The sequence below is a fragment of the Rhizobium sp. BK313 genome (assembly GCF_014193655.1).
In the GTDB taxonomy this organism is placed as follows: Bacteria; Pseudomonadota; Alphaproteobacteria; order Rhizobiales; family Rhizobiaceae; genus Rhizobium.
Genome location: NZ_JACHZQ010000015.1, coordinates 45,988 through 64,815 on the forward strand (window position 1 = coordinate 45,988; position 18,828 = coordinate 64,815).

An 18,828-nucleotide genomic window follows, 5' to 3' on the forward strand; every position below is an offset into this window, starting at 1 on the left:
CCGGTCACGCAAACGCCCGGAAGGTCCGGATCGTCTCCTCCGCCTCGCCGATCGCCTCCGGCGTGCCGACGGTCAGCCAGTGACCGTCGAGCATCGTGCCGTAAAGCCGGCCTTTGGCGATCGCCTTGTCGAAATAGATGTTGATGTTGAACGCATCGTTCGGTGCATCGTCAAGAAGGGACGGGCTCATCACGAACGCACCGGCATAGACGACGCCGTTGTATTGGGCGTCGCGATAGCGTGTAAGCCGGCCGTCATCAGCCATGCTGAAGTCATTCTTGCCGTTGTGACCCGTGGTCTTTTCCAGCTCGACGCAGAGCATGGCCATGTCCATGCTTTGCTCGTCGTAGAATCCGGTCAATCGGTCGAGGTTCGTCCGATGGCCGGGCTGCTCGCCGATCCAGAACAAGTCGGCATTCATGATGAAAACTGGATCGCGGCTCAGCAGCCTAAGGCCTTTGACGAGGCCGCCGCCATTGTTCATCAGCGCGTCCCGCTCGTCGGAGATCAGGATTTCAAGGCCGCGATAACCGCGCAGATGCGCTTCCATCTGGTCGGCATGATGATGGACGTTCACGACAGCCCGTTCGACCCCGGCTTCCGCCAGCGCATCCAGCGCATAATCGATCATGGGCTTGCCGGCGATCTTTACCAGCGGCTTTGGGATGGTGTCGGTGATTGGTCGCATGCGGGTTCCGAGGCCCGCGGCCAATACCATGGCTTGTTTGATGGTCATCTCGTCTCGAACTTGTGATTCGCTCGGCTGTCTTCCTTTAGCATATCGCAGGAAAACCGTCGCCCGGTCTCGGGCAACTATACCCCGCCTATTCCAGTCCTTGCACACCATTCGCGCAGGGGAGCGAGTGTTTCGTGCTCGAAAGCGATGGCGAGATAGGCGAGCGTGCGCGGCATATGTTTCATATAGCCGGGCTTACCGTCGCGCTGCAGCAGCCGCACCCAGAGGCCGGCGAGCTTGCAGTTGCGCTGTGCCGACATGATCGCCCAGCTTTTCAGGAACTTTGCTTCGTCGAAACCGCCCTGGGCGCTTCGGAGTGATAGATAGTCCGCTATCATTTGATCGTGCAGATCGCGTTCGATAGTGACGCGCGCATCTTGGACGATGGAGGCGAGGTCATAGGCCGTCGGCCCGATCATCGCATCTTGGAAATCGATGAGGCCGATCCGCTGGATGCCCTTTTCCTTGGCCCGCCAGATGATGTTCGGCGAATGAAAATCACGCAGCAGCAGATTCTTTTCCGAATCGTCTAACTCATCGATTAGGCCGTCCCAGATCGCCAGATATTCCGCCCGTTCCTTATCGCTCGCCGGCGCGCCGTGCTTCCACGGTAGATGCCAGTCGATGAGCAACCGCGCTTCCATCGTCATGGCCGTCCGGTCGAAATCCGGAACATGATGGATATGGTCCGGCGTAACCGGAATATCCTGCGGGATGCGGAGGCTATGCAGATGCGCCAGGCAGGCAACGCTGGCCCGATAGCGCTCGGCAATCGGCTTGCCTGCTTCGTCGAGCACGCCGTCGGTGCCGAGATCCTCGATCAGCAAGATGCCCTGATCATAGTCGACCGCAAAGATTTCCGGCGCTGCAAAGCCATTTTCTCCCAGCACATTGGCCAGTGCCACGAAGGGATAGGCGTCCCAAGCGAGATGCGCGACCTTGGGATAGGGCTTTCCGTCAAGCACAGCCGGCCCCTCGGGGAGTCGCGGCCAATCCATCAGGATCACGCGCTTTCCGCCGCCATGCGGATGGATGGATTCATAGGCGCGTAGCGACGCATCGCCCGTCAGGAAACGGCGCTCGGCACCTGCATAACCATGAGCATCGAGGAAAGCGCGAATCGCCAGAACGCGTTGGATGCGGGCGAATTGCTTGGGAGGCGCTGTGATCGTCGCACGACGGCCTTCACCTTCGTGCTCCAGCTTGAGATCGATGCGCTCTTTCGGCAGTTCGCCCTCGGCCATCTCAGGCCATTCCACCAGGCAGATGCCAGTCTGCAGCGCTTCGTCGAACCCGAGCTCGGCCAGTTCGCTGGCATCGCCCAAACGATAGAGATCGAAATGCGAAACGGGGATGCGAAGCTCGTAGGATTGGACGAGCGTGAAGGTCGGGCTCGGCACGTCCAGTTCGGCATCGTCGGCCATGGCGCGCAGGAGGGCACGGGCAAGCGAGGATTTTCCGGCGCCGAGATCGCCCGATAGCGCCAGGCAATCGCCCACCTTCAGCACAAGCGCCAGATCCTCGCCCAGGCGAGTGGTTGCCGCGTCGTCTGCCAGGAAAAGGGTGATGCTGGTGTTCGCTGCTGTCATTCTGCGGCGACGGAGTGCGGCAATTCGGCGGATGGAATCCGGCAGGTGACCGTGGTTCCCTTGCCCGGCTGGCTTTCGATCGACACCTGGCCGTCATGCAGGCTGACGAAGCTTTCAACAATGGAGAGACCGAGGCCGGCGCCGCTGCGCTTGCCGCCCTTGCCGCTGGAGGCGAAGCGGTTGAAGACCGTGCGGATGATCTCTTCCGGAATGCCCGGTCCCTTGTCGGCGACGGTGAAGACGAAATCCGAGCCGTCGCGCGCGCATTTCAGCGCGATGGTCGAGCCTTCAGGCGCAAAATTGGCGGCATTGTTCAGAAGCTTCAGCAATATCTGCTTCAGCCGCTGCTGGTCGGCGACGACGGTGCCGAGATGGGCGGGCACAGTGATTTCGAGCGTCACGCCGCTTTCCTGCAGACGGTCGGCGATCAACATCGAGACTTCGTCGAGAAGGTCGTCGAGCGCGATTTCGGAATAGTTCAGCCGCATGATGCCGGCATCGACAGTCGCAAGATCGAGGATGTCGTTGACCAGTGTCAGCAGCACCGAGGAAGAGGTGGAGATATGATCGATATATTCCGCCTGCCGGTCGTTCAGCGGTCCGATGCCCGGCGTCTTCAGAAGATCGGTGAAGCCGATGATGTTGGTCAGTGGTGAACGCAGCTCGTAGGAGACGTGTTGGACGAAATCGTTCTTCAGCTCGTCGGCCTTCAACAGTGCTTCGTTCTTTTCGGTAAGGGCGCGTTCGGCGCGAACGCTGTCGGTCATGTTGACGAAGGTCAGCATGGTCTGCGCGTTCGGCAACGGAATGACGGCATAGTCGAGGACGAGGTTGGAATAGAGTTCCAGTGTACCTTGCGACGAGGGCCGTTCGTCGTCGAAACTAGTGATCTGTTCCGCAAACCGCTTCCAGCCATCCGGCCGATCGTAGGACGGCGAGCAGGCTTCGGCCAGCGCCTGGATATGCGTGCCCGGTTTGGCCTGGGTTTCGGTGATGTTCCACAATATGCGGAATGCCGGATTGGAGAGGCGAATGCGGCCGTCGGGACCGAAGACGGCGACGCCTTCGGAGAGATGGTCGATGGTCTCGCCCTGCACCTTGACCAGCGTGTTGTAGCGCGTTTCGAGATCGACCTGCTCGGTCAGGTTCTCGAATACCCAGGTGGCGCCGCCCTGCGGGTGAGCAGTGGCGAAAACCCTAAGGATCTGGCCGTTAGGCAAGTGCCAGAGGTCGGTCTGCGTATCGAGCGCACGGTAGACGGACAAAACGCCGTCTTTCCAGGTTTTCCAGTTCAGTTGTTCCGGCAGCTTCTTGGCGCCGCGCAGCCGATCCAATAGCTCGCTATTGTCAGGCTTCTTCTCGAGGAAGGCGATGTCGAGTTCCCAAAGCTGGACGAAGGCCTGATTGTAGAATTGCAGCCGCCGGTCGCCGTCGAAAATCGCGACCGGTGTTGCCAAGTGATCGAGCGTCTCGGCGTGGCTCTTCAGCGTGCGCGCCAATTCGGCTCGGACCGCTTCCGCTTCGGAAACGTCGATGGCGATGCCTGCCGAACCATCCGGCGATTTGACGTCGATGACATCGAAGAAGGTGCGGTTGCCGTGAACGACGGTAGAAATCTTGTCGTGGAAGGGCGATTCCGGTGTCGTGGAGGCACGGATGCGCTCGCGAGCGACAGTGGTCAGGAATTCGCGGCCCTCGCGGATGGCCTCATCCGGCGATACGGCCTCGACCGCTTCGCCATAGGCCTGGTTGACCCAGGTCAGCTTGCCCTCGGCATCGCGCCGCCAGACAGGCAGGTCTATGGCATCGAGCAAGTTCTGAAAGGCGGAGATCGAGGTCATGAGCCTCTCGCGCTCGATCTTCAGTTCGGCCAGCTCTGCGCGCAGATTGTTGAGCGCGATAAAGCGGACGAAGGCGCGGCCGCCGGAAATACGGCCCTGCGCTTCCAATATTTCGTCGCGGTTCGTTTCGACCACCATGTCGAAGCTTTGGCCGCTGCCGCGCAGCTTGTCGATCGCTTTTTCCAGCTCGCCGGCCGACCAGGATTTCAGCCAGCGGCCGAAAGCGAGGAATTCGTTGTCCTGCGGCGCACCGGTCTCGACAGGAAGTTGGCCAAGCAGCTCCGGCCGCGCGTTCTGTCCGTCCCAGATGATGATCCGGCGGTTCTTGTCGGCGATCAGCGCCTGATATTGCGAAATGCGCTGGTTGGCGTCTGATAGCGCCGTGCGGATCTCGCGGCTTTCGCTTTCCATATTGCCGCGCTGGCGGATCATCCACACGGTCGACAGGAGCGCGGCTGAAATCACGCCGATGATGACGGAGAAGACGGCCATTTCGGAGGAAGTGAAGAGACGGACTGCTGCCGGCGTGCCAACGCTGGTCTGCGCCAGAACGGGGCCCGCCAAGCCGGTAACAATGCCTCCGAAAACGCTGAAACGCAGCAAGCGGGCCAATGAGGCCAATAGGCCCGCATTCGTCCGCCGCTTCGCCCGCGGTAAAAGCATATATGCGCCGCCCTGCCGTTGCCGCGCGAACCCCGCTGGAGGCATCGCTGGCTCAGGCAGGCTGTCTTTCCCTTCAGACATAAGCGGTCTGTCTCCGTCCTATAATGTGCCGCATCTCGACAAGACATCCCATTTTCATGGCTCCGGGCATGCCCGGTTCGTCACGAATCAAGTCTAAAAACAATACTGCCTAAGGGAATCGGCGGGAAGGGAGCGGGCCAAAAAATAAGCCCCGGCATTTGTCAATGCCAGGGCCACAAGATATTGTGGATATCGATCGTAAGATCAGTATCTGTAGTGGTCAGACTTGAACGGACCCTGCGGAGTGACGCCGATATAGGCAGCCTGTTCTCCGGAAAGCTCCGTCAGTTTCACGCCAAGCTTGCTGAGATGCAGGCGAGCAACCTTCTCGTCGAGGTGCTTCGGCAGCACGTAGACCTGGTTTTGGTACTGGCCGGGCTTGGTGAAGAGCTCGATCTGCGCCAGCGTCTGGTTGGTGAAGGAAGCCGACATGACGAAGGACGGATGGCCGGTAGCGTTGCCGAGGTTCAGGAGGCGGCCTTCCGACAGCAGGATGATGCGGTTGCCCTTGGCGAACTCGATCATGTCGACCTGCGGCTTGATGTTCGTCCACTTGAGGTTACGCAGAGCTGCGACCTGGATCTCGTTGTCGAAGTGGCCGATGTTGCCGACGATCGCCATGTCCTTCATCGCGCGCATATGGTCGATGCGGATGACGTCCTTGTTGCCGGTGGTCGTGATGAAAATGTCGGCAGTAGAGACGACGTCTTCGAGCTGGACTACTTCATAACCGTCCATGGCAGCCTGCAGGGCGCAGATCGGATCGACTTCCGTGACCTTGACGCGGGCGCCGGCGCCGGAAAGCGAGGCAGCAGAACCCTTGCCGACGTCGCCGTAGCCGCAGACGACGGCAACTTTGCCGGCCATCATCACGTCGGTGGCGCGGCGGATACCGTCGACCAGCGATTCCTTGCAGCCGTACTTGTTGTCGAACTTCGACTTGGTGACGCTGTCGTTGACGTTGATCGCTGGGAAGGGCAGCAGGCCCTTCTGGCTGAGCTGGTACAGGCGGTTGACGCCCGTGGTGGTTTCTTCGGTGACGCCCTTGATGGCTTCGCGCTGCTTGGTGAACCAGCCCGGCGATGCCTTGAGGCGCTTCTTGATCTGCGCGAAGAGGATTTCCTCTTCTTCCGAGTGCGGATTGGAAAGAACGTCTTCGCCGGCTTCAGCGCGAGCGCCGAGCAGGATGTACATGGTGGCATCGCCGCCGTCGTCCAGGATCATGTTGGAGAGGCCGCCATCGGTCCACTGGAAGATCTTGTCGGTGTAGATCCAGTAGTCTTCGAGGCTTTCGCCCTTGACGGCATAGACCGGAACGCCGGAAGCGGCGATCGCGGCAGCGGCATGGTCCTGGGTCGAGAAGATGTTGCAGGATGCCCAGCGCACCTGAGCGCCGAGAGCGACCAGCGTCTCGATCAGGACGGCAGTCTGGATCGTCATGTGCAGCGAACCGGTGATGCGCGCGCCCTTCAGCGGCTGTGCTTCGCCGAATTCGGCGCGGCAAGCCATCAGGCCCGGCATTTCGGTTTCGGCGATAGCGATTTCCTTGCGACCGTAGTCTGCAAGGCCGATATCCGCGACGATGTAGTCCTTTTCAGTGCTCATGAAGGTCTCCAGCCTGAACGATGCATATCGCGCCATAGGCAAACGCCTCGGCCGAATGCAACAAAATTGCACGCTGACAGCGTGTGGGATGATGCCGTGTAGCAGGCTTCAAGCTGGAAATCAATAATGATATAAAGAAGTCTTTATGTCTTTATATCCTATCTGGCGCCCGGATGAGGAGGGCTCACATCTCTTCGCCGAACTTGTCGGCGACCAGACGGTCCAGCGCATCCAATGCCTCGGCGGCCTGGTTGCCGCTGGCGGTGACGAGCACGCTGCAGCCGGGGCTGGCCGCGAGCATCATCAGGCCCATGATCGAATTGCCGCCCACCGTTGTTCCATCCCTCGAGACGGTAATGGTGGCGTCGTAGGATTCGACGGTTTGTACGAATTTGGCGGAGGCGCGTGCATGCAGGCCACGTTTGTTGATGATCAGAAGTTCCCGGGAAAGCTCTGTCATAGGCGGGACGCTTATCTCGTCATTTGCCGCTAAGCACACGGCTGGCCACGTTGATGTATTTGCGCCCGGCCTCGGAAGCTTCCACCAGAGCCTTCTCCATGTTGTTGTCGCCGCGCACACCCGCGAGCTTTATGAGCATCGGCAGATTGACGCCGGCAATAACCTCCGTGTGGCCGCTATTCATGACGGAGATCGCGAGATTGGAGGGAGTGCCACCGAACATATCGGTGAGGATGATGACCCCGTGCCCATCGTCGGCGCCGGAAACCGCGTGCAGAATGTCCTGCCGCCGCTTATCCATATCGTCTTCGGGACCAATCGATACCGTCTCTATGAACTTCTGCGGACCAACGACATGCTCGACCGCATGCCGAAACTCTTCAGCCAGCTTGCCATGAGTGACAAGCACAAGTCCGATCATGATATTACTGCTCCCATCGCATACGCAAACAGGTGGCCCATATCGCAACGCAGCAATCTCGTCCACCAGTGGGGGGACATCTTGGCCATGAAAAGACGAAGTGCAAGCTTAAAATATGGGAATTGAGCGCCTGCAGGGGCCTGAATGGTCGATTAATCCAAACTGATAACGATTTTCGCCATAATTATGGCGAGCGGATTCGCCGATGCTGCGGACAGGCGGATCAACGGTAGGCGAATGGATTCAGTGAGATCGATCTGTTCGTCTTCGGGAGGGAGCCGCTCGGCCGTTGCCGGATCGACCGGACGTATGGCGAAATGCATTTCGGCCTCAAAAACATGGGGAAGCCGGACGATGCCGGTATAGCGGATCTCCATCAGGCCGGCGATCGAAGGCGGGCATTCGGCGATGATGGCGCCGTCGCGTTGCGTGATGAAAACCTGATCGTCTGCGACCAATGCTGCGGAAAGGCCGAGCGGCTTGGCGGCGGCGAGGCAGGCGAAGGCAATCGAAGATTTGCCGCTGCCCGATGGTCCCAGAAACAGCAGACCGGTCTTGCCGATGACGATTGCCGTCCCGTGGATATTGGTCGCTTTGCCGCTCATGCCGGTGTTTCGGCAGGCAACGACAGGATGAAGCGGGCGCCAAGCAGCGCCGTGCCGTCACCGTCGACGATGTTTTCCGCGCGCAGCGATCCGCCATGCGCCTCGGCGATCTGCCGGCTGATCGACAGGCCCAAACCGGAATTCTGACCGAAACCTTCCGCCTCCGGCCGGTCGGTATAGAAGCGCTCGAAGATGCGGTCGATATTTTCCGCCTGAATGCCCGGCCCGTTATCCTCGACATAGATCACGCAACGCGTTCTCGTACGCATCAGCTTTACCGTGATCTTTCCGGTGTCCTTCGCAACGAAGGAGCGGGCGTTTTCAATGAGGTTGGTGACGATCTGGCCGATACGCAGGTCATGGCCGTCGATCGTGAATTTGGTTTTCGCACCCGGCTTGCGGTCGACGATATAGTCTATTTCGACCGCCTTCTTCGTGTGCCCGACCTGCCGGGAAATGTCGATCATGTCCCGCAGCAGCACCTCGAGATCGAGTGATTTCGCATCGGAGCGGGCAAGTTCGGCATCGAGGCGGGACGCGTCGGAAATATCGCTGATCAACCGGTCGAGGCGGCGCACGTCATGCTGAATGACGTCCATCAGCCGTTTCTTGGAATCGTCGCTTTTGGCGAGTGGCAGCGTCTCGACGGCGCTGCGCAGCGATGTCAGCGGGTTCTTCAATTCGTGGCTGACATCGGCGGCAAAACTTTCGATCGCATCGATGCGGTCGTAAAGCGCCGTCGTCATTTCGCGCAGCGCGATCGACAGGTTGCCGATTTCATCCTGGCGGGCGGAGAAATCAGGAATTTCCTCACGCTCCTTCGCACCGCCACGGCGCACGCGGATGGCGGCCGCCGAAAGCCGGCGCAGCGGATTGGCGATGGTGGACGACAACAGCAGCGACAGAACGACGTTGACCAGCGTCGCGACGCCAAAGACGCGCATGATCGCCAGGCGCTCGGCATGGACGATCTTGTCGATATCACCGGCCTGCGTCGACAGCAGCAACACGCCGAGCACGGCGCGGAAACGCTGGATGGGCACGGCGACCGAGACGATCAGCTCGCCTTTTTCCGTGGTGCGCACCACGGCGCCGCGCACACCGGTCAGCGCATTCATGACCTCCGGATAGATCGAGCCATCGCCCCCGGGAGCCTCCTTGTAAACCGGCAGGTTGCCCGGCTGCAGCATCTTGTTGAGCAACCCGCTGAACCAGTCCGACCAGCTCTGCTTCTCGTCGTCAACCGGCGGCAGGTCGTAGCGCAACACCTGGCCGCGCGAATAGAGATGGCGGCTGTCGAGCAGCAGATTGGCGTCGGCGTCGAAGATGCGGGCGCGGGTGCGTGTCGGGGAAATCAACCGCGTCAGCACCGGGGCCACCTTCTCCGGATCGATCGGGAACTCCAGGTCCTCATCGTTCGGAACGGGCGTGATGCTCTGGCCGGCCTGGAGTTCCAAGAGCTTCTGCGGGTCGATGGTGATGGAGTTGGTATCGACCGATGCCGATGCCGAGACGGCACCGGCGATGATTTCGCCCTGCGTCAGCAGGCTCTCGACGCGGGCGTCGATCAGGCCCTCGCGGAACTGATTGAGATAAAGAATGCCGCCGACGAGAACGACGAGGGCAGCCAGGTTGAAGAACAGGATGCGCCGCGTCAGGCTCGAGAAGACGGCGTTACCGAAGATGCGGCGGATCAACGTGAAAGGGTGAGTCCAACGACGGCGGGCGATTCTAACGTCGCTCGGGCTTTCCGTGTCGTCGATATTTCTATCTTGCACTAGCTGTGCCAAGCCAACGGCCCTTTCGAAGAACAGGATCGACGATCCTGTCCGCATGCTCTTATTCCATTGACCGCCGCATGGTCCAGTTAACTGTTACGCCGCTTCGCGGAAGCGGTAGCCGACTCCATACAGCGTTTCAATCATATCAAAATCGAGATCGACCATCTTGAATTTCTTGCGAAGCCGCTTGATGTGGCTGTCGATGGTGCGGTCGTCAACATAGACTTGCTCGTCATAGGCGGCATCCATCAAGGCATCGCGGCTTTTTACCACACCGGGGCGTTGCGCCAGCGAATGCAGGATCAGGAACTCGGTGACGGTCAGCGTCACTGGCTCGCCTTTCCAGGTGCAGGTATGGCGTTCCTGGTCCATGACAAGCTGACCGCGCTCCAGCGAGCGGGCTTGCTGCGCGGCGCCGGGCTTCGCGGCCGTGCCGCCGCTACTGGCCGCGTTCGCAGCTTCGCGAGCGGAGGCGCGGCGGAGCACGGCCTTGACGCGTTCGACCAGCAGGCGCTGCGAGAAAGGTTTGGTGATGAAGTCGTCGGCGCCCATCTTGAGCCCGAAGAGCTCGTCGATTTCCTCATCCTTGGAGGTCAGGAAGATCACCGGCAGATCGGACTTTTGCCGCAGGCGGCGCAAAAGCTCCATGCCGTCCATGCGCGGCATCTTGATATCGAAGATCGCCAACTGCGGTGGCCGGGCAAGCAGCCCGTCAAGCGCCGAAGCGCCGTCGGTGTAGGTTTCCACCTTATATCCCTCGGCCTCCAGAGCAATCGATACGGAAGTCAGGATATTGCGGTCGTCGTCAACGAGCGCGATTGTCAACATGGTGTTCGTCTCCGTCATCAGTGCGCATCTCCCGGATTTGGAATCCAGCCCAGGTGGCTTGCCAGCTCGGTTGGCGGTAACCCGGCGCGCTTATGGGGATAAAGGTGGAACAAATTGTGGCAAAGATAAAGGGGTGGATTGCTGGACTTGGAAAAAGTTAACCAAGGGTTGTGCGACGAAACGTCTCGACGCAGCTCATTCAAACGATTTAAAATTATCGAAATTTATTTAAATCGATTAAATATATGATATCATTAAATATTTTTAGCTCAACTCCCTTGTGCTTTTAAAAAGACGCCTCTACGCTTTATTTAGTTTTAACGGCTGAGGCCACGTAGAGGAATAAAGCGATGGAGCAATTCGGGGTCCGTAATCCCGCAATCGAACTCGAATCGATCGGCCTGGGAGCCGCCGCCAGCGTGCGTTATAACCTCATGGAGGCTCACCTCTACGAGGAAGCGATTCGTCGGCGGGAAGCCGATTTGACCGCTCACGGTGCGCTGAGAGCATTGACTGGACAACACACCGGCCGTTCGCCGAAGGACAAGTTCGTCGTCCGCAACGACATCACCGAAGATCAGATCTGGTGGGACAACAACAAGCCGATGTCGCCGGAGCATTTTGCACTGCTGCACAAGGATATGCTGGCGCATGTGCACGGCAAAGACCTGTTCGTTCAGGATCTGATCGGCGGCGCCGATCATGATTACGCCCTTCCGACTCGTGTCATCACCGAATTCGCCTGGCATTCGCTGTTCATCCGCAATCTTCTCATTCGTCCCGAGCGGTCGGCGCTGGAAAGCTTCATACCGAAGTTGACGATCATCGACCTGCCGAGCTTCCGGGCCGATCCAGAACGCCATGGCTGCCGCACGGAAACGGTGATCGCCTGCGATCTCGTCAACGGCATCGTCCTGATCGGCGGCACGTCCTATGCCGGCGAAATGAAGAAATCGGTCTTCACTCTCCTGAACTACCTCTTGCCGGAACGTGGCGTCATGCCGATGCATTGCTCGGCCAATGTAGGACCCGATGGCGACGCAGCGATCTTTTTCGGCCTGTCGGGCACCGGCAAGACGACACTGTCTGCCGATCCGACACGCACGTTGATCGGCGACGACGAGCATGGCTGGGGCGAAAACGGCATCTTCAATTTCGAAGGCGGCTGCTACGCCAAGACCATCCGCCTGTCGGCCGAGGCCGAGCCGGAAATCTACGCCACGACCCGCCGCTTCGGCACCGTGCTGGAAAATGTCGTGCTTGACGAACACGGCATGCCGGATCTCGACGACGGTTCGCTGACGGAGAACACCCGCAGCGCCTATCCCATGCATTTCATCCCGAATGCCTCGGAATCCGGCATGACCGGCCATCCCGAGACGATTATCATGCTGACGGCGGATGCCTTCGGCGTCATGCCGCCGATTGCCAAGCTGACGCCGGAACAGGCGATGTACCACTTCCTCTCCGGCTACACCGCGAAGGTCGCCGGCACCGAGAAGGGCGTCGTCGAGCCGGAAGCCACGTTCTCGACCTGCTTCGGCGCTCCCTTCATGCCGCGTCATCCGGCCGAATACGGCAACCTGCTGAAGGAGCTGATCGCCCGCCACGGCGCCGGCTGCTGGCTGGTCAACACCGGTTGGACCGGCGGCGCCTACGGGACGGGCCGGCGCATGCCGATCAAGGCGACGCGCGCTTTGCTTGCCGCAGCTCTCAAGGGCGACCTCGACAACGCCGAATTCCGCGTCGACCCGAATTTCGGGTTCGCTGTCCCGGTTGCCGTCGAGGGCGTCGACAGCGCCATCCTCGATCCGCGTTCCACCTGGGCCGATGGCCAGGCTTATGACGCACAGGCGGCCAAACTGGTTCAGATGTTCGTCTCCAACTTCGCCAAGTTCGAGGATCATGTCGACGGCAATGTCCGCGACGCGGCGCCCGGGATGCGGGTTGCGGCCGAATAAACAGCCACATTGAGCTGATGACTCACGTGAAACCCGGCGATTTTTCCGCCGGGTTCATTTTGTCGTCGGCCTGTTTTCAACCGTACGCCAATGTGGGATAGACGGGCGCGGAGAAAACCATGGCCAGCGACGCACTCTATATCAACGACCGGATCACCATTGCCGGCTGGGAACTGACGGAACAATTCGTTCTGGCGGGCGGCCCCGGCGGGCAAAACGTCAACAAGGTCGCGACCGCTGTCCAGCTGTTCTTCAACGTTCCGAATTCGCCGTCGCTGAACGATCGCGTCAAGGCCAACACCGTCAGGCTGGCCGGCCGGCGCGTCTCCAAGGACGGCGTATTGATGATCGAGGCCAGCCGCTTCCGTAGCCAGGACCGCAATCGCGAAGATGCGCGTGAGCGGTTGAAGGAGCTGATCCTCGAGGCCGCCGCGCCGCCGCCGCCGCCGCGCAAGAAGACCAAGCCGACCAAAGGCTCGATCGAGCGGCGCCTGAAGGAAAAATCCGGTCGCTCCGAGGTCAAGAAGATGCGCGGCAAGCCGGGCGGCGACTAGGTTTTCGGGCTGCCATGCGGCTTGGCAAGGGTTATATATGGGCCTGAAGGCAAGTCCGGCGTCGCCGCGGCTTCACGCCAGGCACAAAGTGCGGCAATGGCGCATTCACCTGGCTGGCACCACCAATCATGGAAAACATCGATGCTACTTCCCAACGGAATTCGCCATCTCCCTGGCTATCTCGACCGTCCCAAACAGGAAGCTCTGGTCGAGACCATCCGCGCCGTCGTGGCCGAAGCGCCGCTTTATACGCCGGCCATGCCCGGCACCGGCAAGGAGATGTCCGTGCGCATGACCAATTGTGGTCCGCTTGGCTGGGTGACGGACAAGCAGCGCGGCTATCGCTATCAACAGACGCATCCGGCCACCGGCAGGCCTTGGCCAGCGATGCCGTCGCAATTGCTCGATCTCTGGAGCAATATAGCAGGCTATGAAAAGCCGCCGGAAGCTTGCCTGGTCAATTTCTACGATGACGATGCCCGCATGGGTCTGCATCAGGATCGCGACGAACAGAATCTGGCGGCGCCTGTGGTGTCGATCTCGCTCGGCAATATCTGCCTCTTCCGCGTCGGCGGCCTCAACCGTAAAGATCGTACGCTATCTTTCAAGCTTTCCAGCGGTGACATCGTCGTTCTCGGTGGAGAGGGCAGACTTTGTTTTCATGGTGTCGACCGCATCTATCCGGCGACGTCGACGCTGTTGAAGAATGGCGGGCGGATAAACCTGACGCTCAGGCGGGTGAATCCGTAAATTCTGCTCATTACAGGGATTAGAGTTTCCTCAATGCCACCTGTTCGATCAGATGATTCCTGCCCTTCTGCAGGATGAGATCGGCGCGAGGGCGGGTCGGTAGGATGTTCTGCCGCAGGTTCTTCAGGTTGATATTCTTCCACAATCCTTCGGCGGTCGCGATTGCCTCTTCCTCGGTGATCGAGGCGTAGCGGTGGAAGAAGGAGTTAGGATCGCGGAAGGCGGTTTCACGCAGCTTCATGAAGCGTGCGACATACCAATTGTGGATCAGATGCTCGTCGGCATCGATATAGATGGAGAAATCGAAGAAGTCAGACACCATCGGCACGATCTTGCCGTCAGCCGGCAAGTGCCGCGATTGCAGCACGTTGATGCCCTCGAAGATCAGGATATCCGGCCGGTCGACAGTCTTGTATTCGTTCGGCAGTACGTCATAGACGAGGTGCGAATAGCAGGGCGCCTTGACATCCGGCTGCCCGGCTTTGATCGCCGAGAGGAAGCGCAGGAGTGCTGCGGTATCGTAACTTTCGGGAAAACCCTTGCGCTGCATCAGGTTGCGGCGCTGCAATTCGGCATTCGGAAAAAGAAAGCCGTCCGTGGTGATCAGATCAACTTTCGGGCTCGACGGCCAGCGGCGCAGCAGTTCCTTCAGGATACGGGCCGTGGTGGATTTGCCGACGGCGACGGAACCGGCGATGCCGATGACGAAGGGCGTCTTGGCCACATCGGAGAGACTAAGGAACCGATTGCGCTGCTCGAACAGGATCTGCGAGGATTCGACATGCGAGGACAAGAGGCGCGATAGCGAGAGGTAGATGCGCCGGACTTCATCGAGATCGATCGGGTCGCCCATGGAGCGCAGCCGCGTCACTTCATCGGCGGTCAACGTCAGCGGCGTATCGGCTCTGAATTTCGACCATTCTTCCGAAGAAAAGAAATAGTAAGGCGAATAGGCTTTCGCCTCAAAGATATCGAGCGTCTCGGGCGCAGGCAGGGTTTGGGTCGCTATTGTCATCACATTCTACCGGCTGGCCTTCTCCTGAAGGCCCGATTGGGCGGTGCGCCGTTCGAGCTCACCCATGACATTCTGCAACGGAATGCCCGCTATCTTCAATACGACCATAAGGTGATAAAGCACGTCGGCCGCCTCATAGGTGAGATTGTCGCGGTCGCCGGTCACCGCCGCCATGACGGCCTCGATCGCTTCCTCGCCCAGCTTCTTTGCCGCCTTCGGTTGGCCGGCGGCAAAAAGCTTCGCCGTCCAGGATTCCTCCGGCGAGGCCTTGGAGCGCTCGTCGACGATCTTTTCGAGGTCGGAAAGGGTAAATCCGCTCATTCCGCCTTATCCCTTCCTAATCGAGCCGCATGGCGATGCCATGCTGTGACATATAGTGCTTCGCTTCGCCGACCGAATAGGTGCCGAAGTGGAAAATCGAGGCTGCAAGCACGGCCGTCGCGTGGCCTTCCTTGACGCCGGCGACGAGATCGTCGAGATCGCCGACGCCGCCCGAAGCGATGACTGGAACGCGCACAGCATCCGCGATCGCCCGTGTCAGCTCCAGATCATAGCCGACCTTGGTGCCGTCGCGATCCATCGAGGTGACGAGAAGTTCGCCAGCGCCGCGCTCGACCATTTTGCGGGCAAAATCGACGGCGTCGATGCCGGTCGAGTTGCGGCCGCCATGGGTATAGATCTCCCAGGCGCTCATATTGTCGCCGCCGAGGGATTCGGTACGCCGCCGCTTGGCGTCGATCGAGACGACGATGCATTGATTGCCGAATTTATCGGCCGCTTCGGCGACGAAATCCGGATTGTTGACGGCGGCCGAGTTGATCGAAACCTTGTCGGCGCCGCAGAGCAGCAGCTTGCGGATATCGGCGATGGTGCGGATGCCGCCGCCGACCGTCACCGGCATGAAGCATTGCTCCGCCGTGCGGGCCACGACATCGAAGATCGTCTCCCTGTTGTCGGAAGAGGCAGTGATGTCGAGGAAACAAAGCTCGTCCGCACCCGCGGCATCATAGGCCTTGGCGGCTTCGACGGGATCGCCGGCATCGACGAGGTTGAGAAAGTTGACGCCCTTGACGACGCGGCCGTCCTTGACGTCGAGGCAGGGGATGACGCGGGCTTTCAGGGTCATTGTGCAATCTCCTTCGTCCGCGCTGCCTTGATCAGTGCCAGGGCCTCCTTCGGATCGATACGGCCATCATAAAGCGCGCGGCCGGAAATCGCACCTTCCAGTTTGCGCGCGTCCAGTTCGAGCATGCGTTTGATGTCGTCAAGCGAAGCGAGCCCGCCGGAGGCGATAACCGGAATAGAGACGGCGTCGGCAAGTTCCAGCGTCGAGGCCCAGTTGATGCCGGTCAGAATGCCGTCGCGATCGATGTCGGTATAGATGATCGCGGCGACGCCGGCGCCTTCGAATTTCTTGGCCAGCTCGACGACACCGAGTTCGGAGGCTTCCGCCCAGCCTTCGACCGCCACCTTGCCGCCCTTGGCGTCGATGCCGACGGCAATATGGCCCGGAAATCTTCTGCAGGCTTCGACGACAAGGGCCGGATCGCGCACCGCGACCGTGCCGAGAATGACGCGGGCAAGCCCGCGCGTCAGCCAGTTTTCGATATGGTCGAGCGTTCGGATGCCGCCGCCGAGCTGCACCGGGTTCTTCGTCGCCTTGAGGATGGCGTCGACAGCCGCTCTGTTGACGGTCTCGCCGGCAAAGGCGCCATTGAGATCGACCACGTGCAGCCATTCAAAGCCCTGGTCTTCGAAGGCTTTGGCCTGGGCGGCCGGATCGGGATTGTAGACTGTTGCCTGTTGCATATCGCCGAGCTTCAGGCGCACGCATTCGCCGTCCTTGAGGTCGATGGCGGGGAAAAGGATCATTGTGTGTTTTCCGTTCTGTTCGCGCGAGCCTTAGGCATGATCCCGAAAAGTGTGAAGCGGTTTTCGGAAAAGATCACGCCCACTCTAAGGCTTCCAGCGCAGGAAATTGGCGATCAGGGCGAGGCCGAGCTTCTGGCTCTTTTCCGGATGGAATTGCGAGCCGGCCATGTTGTCGCGGCCGACAAAGGCGGTCATCGGGCCGCCATAGCCGGTCGTGGCGATGACATCGTCCGCGTGATCGGCGGCCAGATGGTAGGAATGCACGAAATAGGCATGCAGCCCGTCCGGCCCGGTCGGAATCCCGTCGAAGAGCGCATGCGGGTGCCTGAGGTCCAGTGTGTTCCAGCCGATCTGTGGGATTTTCAGCGCGGGATCGTCGGGCGTCATCTCCTTGACGTCGCCCTTGATCCAGCCGAACCCCTGCGTAATCGTCTTTTCCAGCCCACGCGACGACATGAGCTGCATGCCGACGCAGATACCGAGGAATGGGCGAGCCTTATGCTCCACCAAATCGATCACCGCTTCCGTCATGCCGGAAACGGCGTCGAGTCCGCGGCGGCAGTCGGCATAGGCGCCGACGCCCGGAAGCACGATGCGGTCGGCGGTGGCGACGCGTTCGGCATCGTCAGTCAGATCGATTTCGGCATCGATGCCGGCTTCGCGGGCGGCGCGTTCGAAGGCCTTGGTGGCCGAGCGCAGGTTGCCTGAGCCGTAGTCGATTATTGCGACGCGCATATTCAGCGTCCTCCATCATAGCCGGGAAGGCCGAAACTCGGTCCGCTGCGGCTTGGGCTATTGTTTGGAGAGGAAGGAATATCCCAATTATTCGCACGGATATGCTCTTCCATCTTCGGCTCGATGCCGGAGAAATGGATCTCTTCGGCCGTCGCCAGATTAGGCGCTGAAACCAGACCTTCCGCCTTCCATCCGCCCGCAACGAGGTTTCGGCAGAAAGCGTTGGGGCCTTCGAGCGCCGCGAGGACGCGCACACCGAGCAGGATCGTGATACCGGCGGCGAAAAAACCCGGTTGGCGCATCAATTCCAAGGCGATGCCCTGCAGCAGAAGGGCGGCGATGGCCTGCAGCCACAGCCGGTGAAAAAGCATCCACAGTGTCGGAAACAAAAAGGCTGTCCAGGAAAAGCCGTCGCGGATGAAGCGCGTCTTGATCTGGCTTCTGTCCGGCCCTCCGGGTGGCGTCAAAATCAAATAGCTTGCCATCTCTTCACTTTCCCCATGATGGGGCTCAGGCGAGTGTGCCCTTGGTCGAGGGCACGCGGCCTGCCTGCCGCGGATCGATCTCGGTTGCCGTGCGCAGCGCGCGGGCAACGGCCTTGAAGCATGTCTCGGCTATATGGTGATTGTTGGCGCCATAATGGTTGAGGATATGCAGCGTGATGCCGGCATTCTGCGCGAGCGCCTGGAAGAATTCGCGCACCAGCTCGGTATCGAAAGTGCCGATCTTCGGGGCACTGAAGGCGACGTTCCAGACGAGGAAGGGCCGGCCGGACAGATCGACCGCCGCCTTCGTCATCGTCTCGTCCATGGCGAGATCGATCGAGGCATAGCGCGTGATGCCGCGCCGATCGCCCAGTGCTTTGGCAATGGCCTGGCCGATGGCGATGCCGGTGTCCTCGACCGCGTGGTGATCGTCAACATGCAGGTCGCCCTTGGTGTCGATCTCCATGTCGATCAGCGAATGCCGCGAAAGCTGCTCCAGCATATGGTCGAAGAAGCCTACGCCCGTCGAAATCGTCGACTTGCCGCTGCCGTCGATGTTGACGGACACGGAGACCGAGGTCTCGTTGGTCTTGCGGGAAACGCTTGCCGTGCGGCTCGCTGCGGTCTCTGCCATGGGCTGCTCCATCAGGATGACGGCCGTTCCTTATCAGGCACATCGGCAAATATCCAGAAGTTAAGTCAGTATCGACTTATCTAGCCGGCTTACATGCATCATTCCGAAATAGCGGCCATTTGCAATCGCAAAAAGCCCTCTTACATAGGGCTTGACGGGGCCGAAACGCGGCCCGGCAGAAAGCCCGCCAAAATGGGGGCAAACAGGTGTTT

General features: G+C 60.0%; 19 protein-coding genes. 3 read left to right on the top strand and 16 right to left on the bottom strand.

Annotated features, from left to right (window positions below):
• Positions 1 to 4 precede the first annotated feature (4 nt).
• The 9 genes from FHT86_RS36790 to FHT86_RS36830 all read right to left on the bottom strand — a co-directional run bounded on the left by FHT86_RS36790 (position 5) and on the right by FHT86_RS36830 (position 10,610).
• A complete protein-coding gene (locus FHT86_RS36790) occupies positions 5 to 736 on the bottom strand; it encodes a nucleotidyltransferase family protein (RefSeq protein WP_133708674.1) in 732 nt (243 codons plus the stop codon).
• Positions 737 to 813: 77 nt separating this feature from the next.
• On the bottom strand, positions 814 to 2,325 hold the full coding sequence (tsaE, locus tag FHT86_RS36795; protein ID WP_133708673.1) for a tRNA (adenosine(37)-N6)-threonylcarbamoyltransferase complex ATPase subunit type 1 TsaE: 1,512 nt from the start codon (positions 2,323 to 2,325) through the stop codon (positions 814 to 816).
• Positions 2,322 to 4,829 carry an ATP-binding protein gene (locus tag FHT86_RS36800; protein WP_409527652.1) on the bottom strand — a complete coding sequence of 836 codons (2,508 nt, stop codon included), beginning with the start codon at positions 4,827 to 4,829 and terminating at the stop codon, positions 2,322 to 2,324. Before FHT86_RS36800 ends, tsaE begins: the two co-directional genes overlap by 4 nt.
• A 285-nt stretch (positions 4,830 to 5,114) precedes the next feature.
• Positions 5,115 to 6,515 (bottom strand): adenosylhomocysteinase, encoded by a 1,401-nt coding sequence (gene ahcY, locus FHT86_RS36805; protein WP_133708671.1) that lies wholly within the window; start codon positions 6,513 to 6,515, stop codon positions 5,115 to 5,117.
• Positions 6,516 to 6,699: 184 nt separating this feature from the next.
• Positions 6,700 to 6,975, bottom strand: coding sequence for an HPr family phosphocarrier protein (locus FHT86_RS36810; RefSeq protein ID WP_133708670.1), 276 nt, complete (start codon positions 6,973 to 6,975; stop codon positions 6,700 to 6,702).
• 19 nt (positions 6,976 to 6,994) lie between these two features.
• On the bottom strand, positions 6,995 to 7,396 hold the full coding sequence (locus FHT86_RS36815) for a PTS sugar transporter subunit IIA (protein ID WP_120702529.1): 402 nt from the start codon (positions 7,394 to 7,396) through the stop codon (positions 6,995 to 6,997).
• Between the two features lie 152 nt (positions 7,397 to 7,548).
• A complete protein-coding gene (locus FHT86_RS36820) occupies positions 7,549 to 8,001 on the bottom strand; it encodes an HPr kinase/phosphorylase (RefSeq protein ID WP_133708669.1) in 453 nt (150 codons plus the stop codon).
• Entirely contained in the window at positions 7,998 to 9,791 is a 1,794-nt protein-coding gene (locus FHT86_RS36825) for a sensor histidine kinase (RefSeq protein ID WP_183869062.1), read from the bottom strand. Before FHT86_RS36825 ends, FHT86_RS36820 begins: the two co-directional genes overlap by 4 nt.
• Before the next feature lie 84 nt (positions 9,792 to 9,875).
• Positions 9,876 to 10,610: a response regulator transcription factor gene (locus FHT86_RS36830; RefSeq protein ID WP_208116674.1), complete on the bottom strand. Its 735-nt coding sequence runs from the start codon at positions 10,608 to 10,610 to the stop codon at positions 9,876 to 9,878.
• Between the two features lie 350 nt (positions 10,611 to 10,960).
• Between FHT86_RS36830 and FHT86_RS36835 the strand changes: the two genes are divergently transcribed.
• The 3 genes from FHT86_RS36835 to FHT86_RS36845 all read left to right on the top strand — a co-directional run bounded on the left by FHT86_RS36835 (position 10,961) and on the right by FHT86_RS36845 (position 13,875).
• Positions 10,961 to 12,571, top strand: coding sequence for a phosphoenolpyruvate carboxykinase (locus tag FHT86_RS36835; protein ID WP_133708666.1), 1,611 nt, complete (start codon positions 10,961 to 10,963; stop codon positions 12,569 to 12,571).
• 119 nt (positions 12,572 to 12,690) lie between these two features.
• Positions 12,691 to 13,125, top strand: coding sequence for an alternative ribosome rescue aminoacyl-tRNA hydrolase ArfB (arfB, locus tag FHT86_RS36840; protein ID WP_133708665.1), 435 nt, complete (start codon positions 12,691 to 12,693; stop codon positions 13,123 to 13,125).
• Between the two features lie 141 nt (positions 13,126 to 13,266).
• Positions 13,267 to 13,875 carry an alpha-ketoglutarate-dependent dioxygenase AlkB gene (locus tag FHT86_RS36845; protein ID WP_133708664.1) on the top strand — a complete coding sequence of 203 codons (609 nt, stop codon included), beginning with the start codon at positions 13,267 to 13,269 and terminating at the stop codon, positions 13,873 to 13,875.
• Positions 13,876 to 13,894: 19 nt separating this feature from the next.
• Here FHT86_RS36845 and coaA read toward each other — a convergent pair whose 3' ends face one another.
• The 7 genes from coaA to hisB all read right to left on the bottom strand — a co-directional run bounded on the left by coaA (position 13,895) and on the right by hisB (position 18,616).
• Entirely contained in the window at positions 13,895 to 14,890 is a 996-nt protein-coding gene (gene coaA, locus FHT86_RS36850) for a type I pantothenate kinase (RefSeq protein WP_133708663.1), read from the bottom strand.
• Positions 14,891 to 14,896: 6 nt separating this feature from the next.
• Complete coding sequence (locus FHT86_RS36855) at positions 14,897 to 15,211, bottom strand: phosphoribosyl-ATP diphosphatase (RefSeq protein ID WP_133708662.1); 315 nt, start codon at positions 15,209 to 15,211, stop codon at positions 14,897 to 14,899.
• A gap of 16 nt (positions 15,212 to 15,227) precedes the next feature.
• The gene (gene hisF, locus FHT86_RS36860) at positions 15,228 to 16,016 is read right to left on the bottom strand and encodes an imidazole glycerol phosphate synthase subunit HisF (RefSeq protein ID WP_133708661.1); all 789 of its coding nucleotides are present in this window, start codon (positions 16,014 to 16,016) and stop codon (positions 15,228 to 15,230) included.
• Positions 16,013 to 16,762 (bottom strand): 1-(5-phosphoribosyl)-5-[(5-phosphoribosylamino)methylideneamino]imidazole-4-carboxamide isomerase, encoded by a 750-nt coding sequence (gene hisA, locus FHT86_RS36865; RefSeq protein ID WP_133708660.1) that lies wholly within the window; start codon positions 16,760 to 16,762, stop codon positions 16,013 to 16,015. Before hisA ends, hisF begins: the two co-directional genes overlap by 4 nt.
• An 84-nt stretch (positions 16,763 to 16,846) precedes the next feature.
• Positions 16,847 to 17,497 carry an imidazole glycerol phosphate synthase subunit HisH gene (gene hisH, locus FHT86_RS36870; RefSeq protein ID WP_133708659.1) on the bottom strand — a complete coding sequence of 217 codons (651 nt, stop codon included), beginning with the start codon at positions 17,495 to 17,497 and terminating at the stop codon, positions 16,847 to 16,849.
• 2 nt (positions 17,498 to 17,499) lie between these two features.
• A complete protein-coding gene (locus FHT86_RS36875) occupies positions 17,500 to 17,982 on the bottom strand; it encodes a DUF2628 domain-containing protein (RefSeq protein ID WP_133708658.1) in 483 nt (160 codons plus the stop codon).
• Positions 17,983 to 18,007: 25 nt separating this feature from the next.
• Positions 18,008 to 18,616 (bottom strand): imidazoleglycerol-phosphate dehydratase HisB, encoded by a 609-nt coding sequence (gene hisB / locus FHT86_RS36880; protein WP_104821478.1) that lies wholly within the window; start codon positions 18,614 to 18,616, stop codon positions 18,008 to 18,010.
• Positions 18,617 to 18,828: the final 212 nt, after the last annotated feature.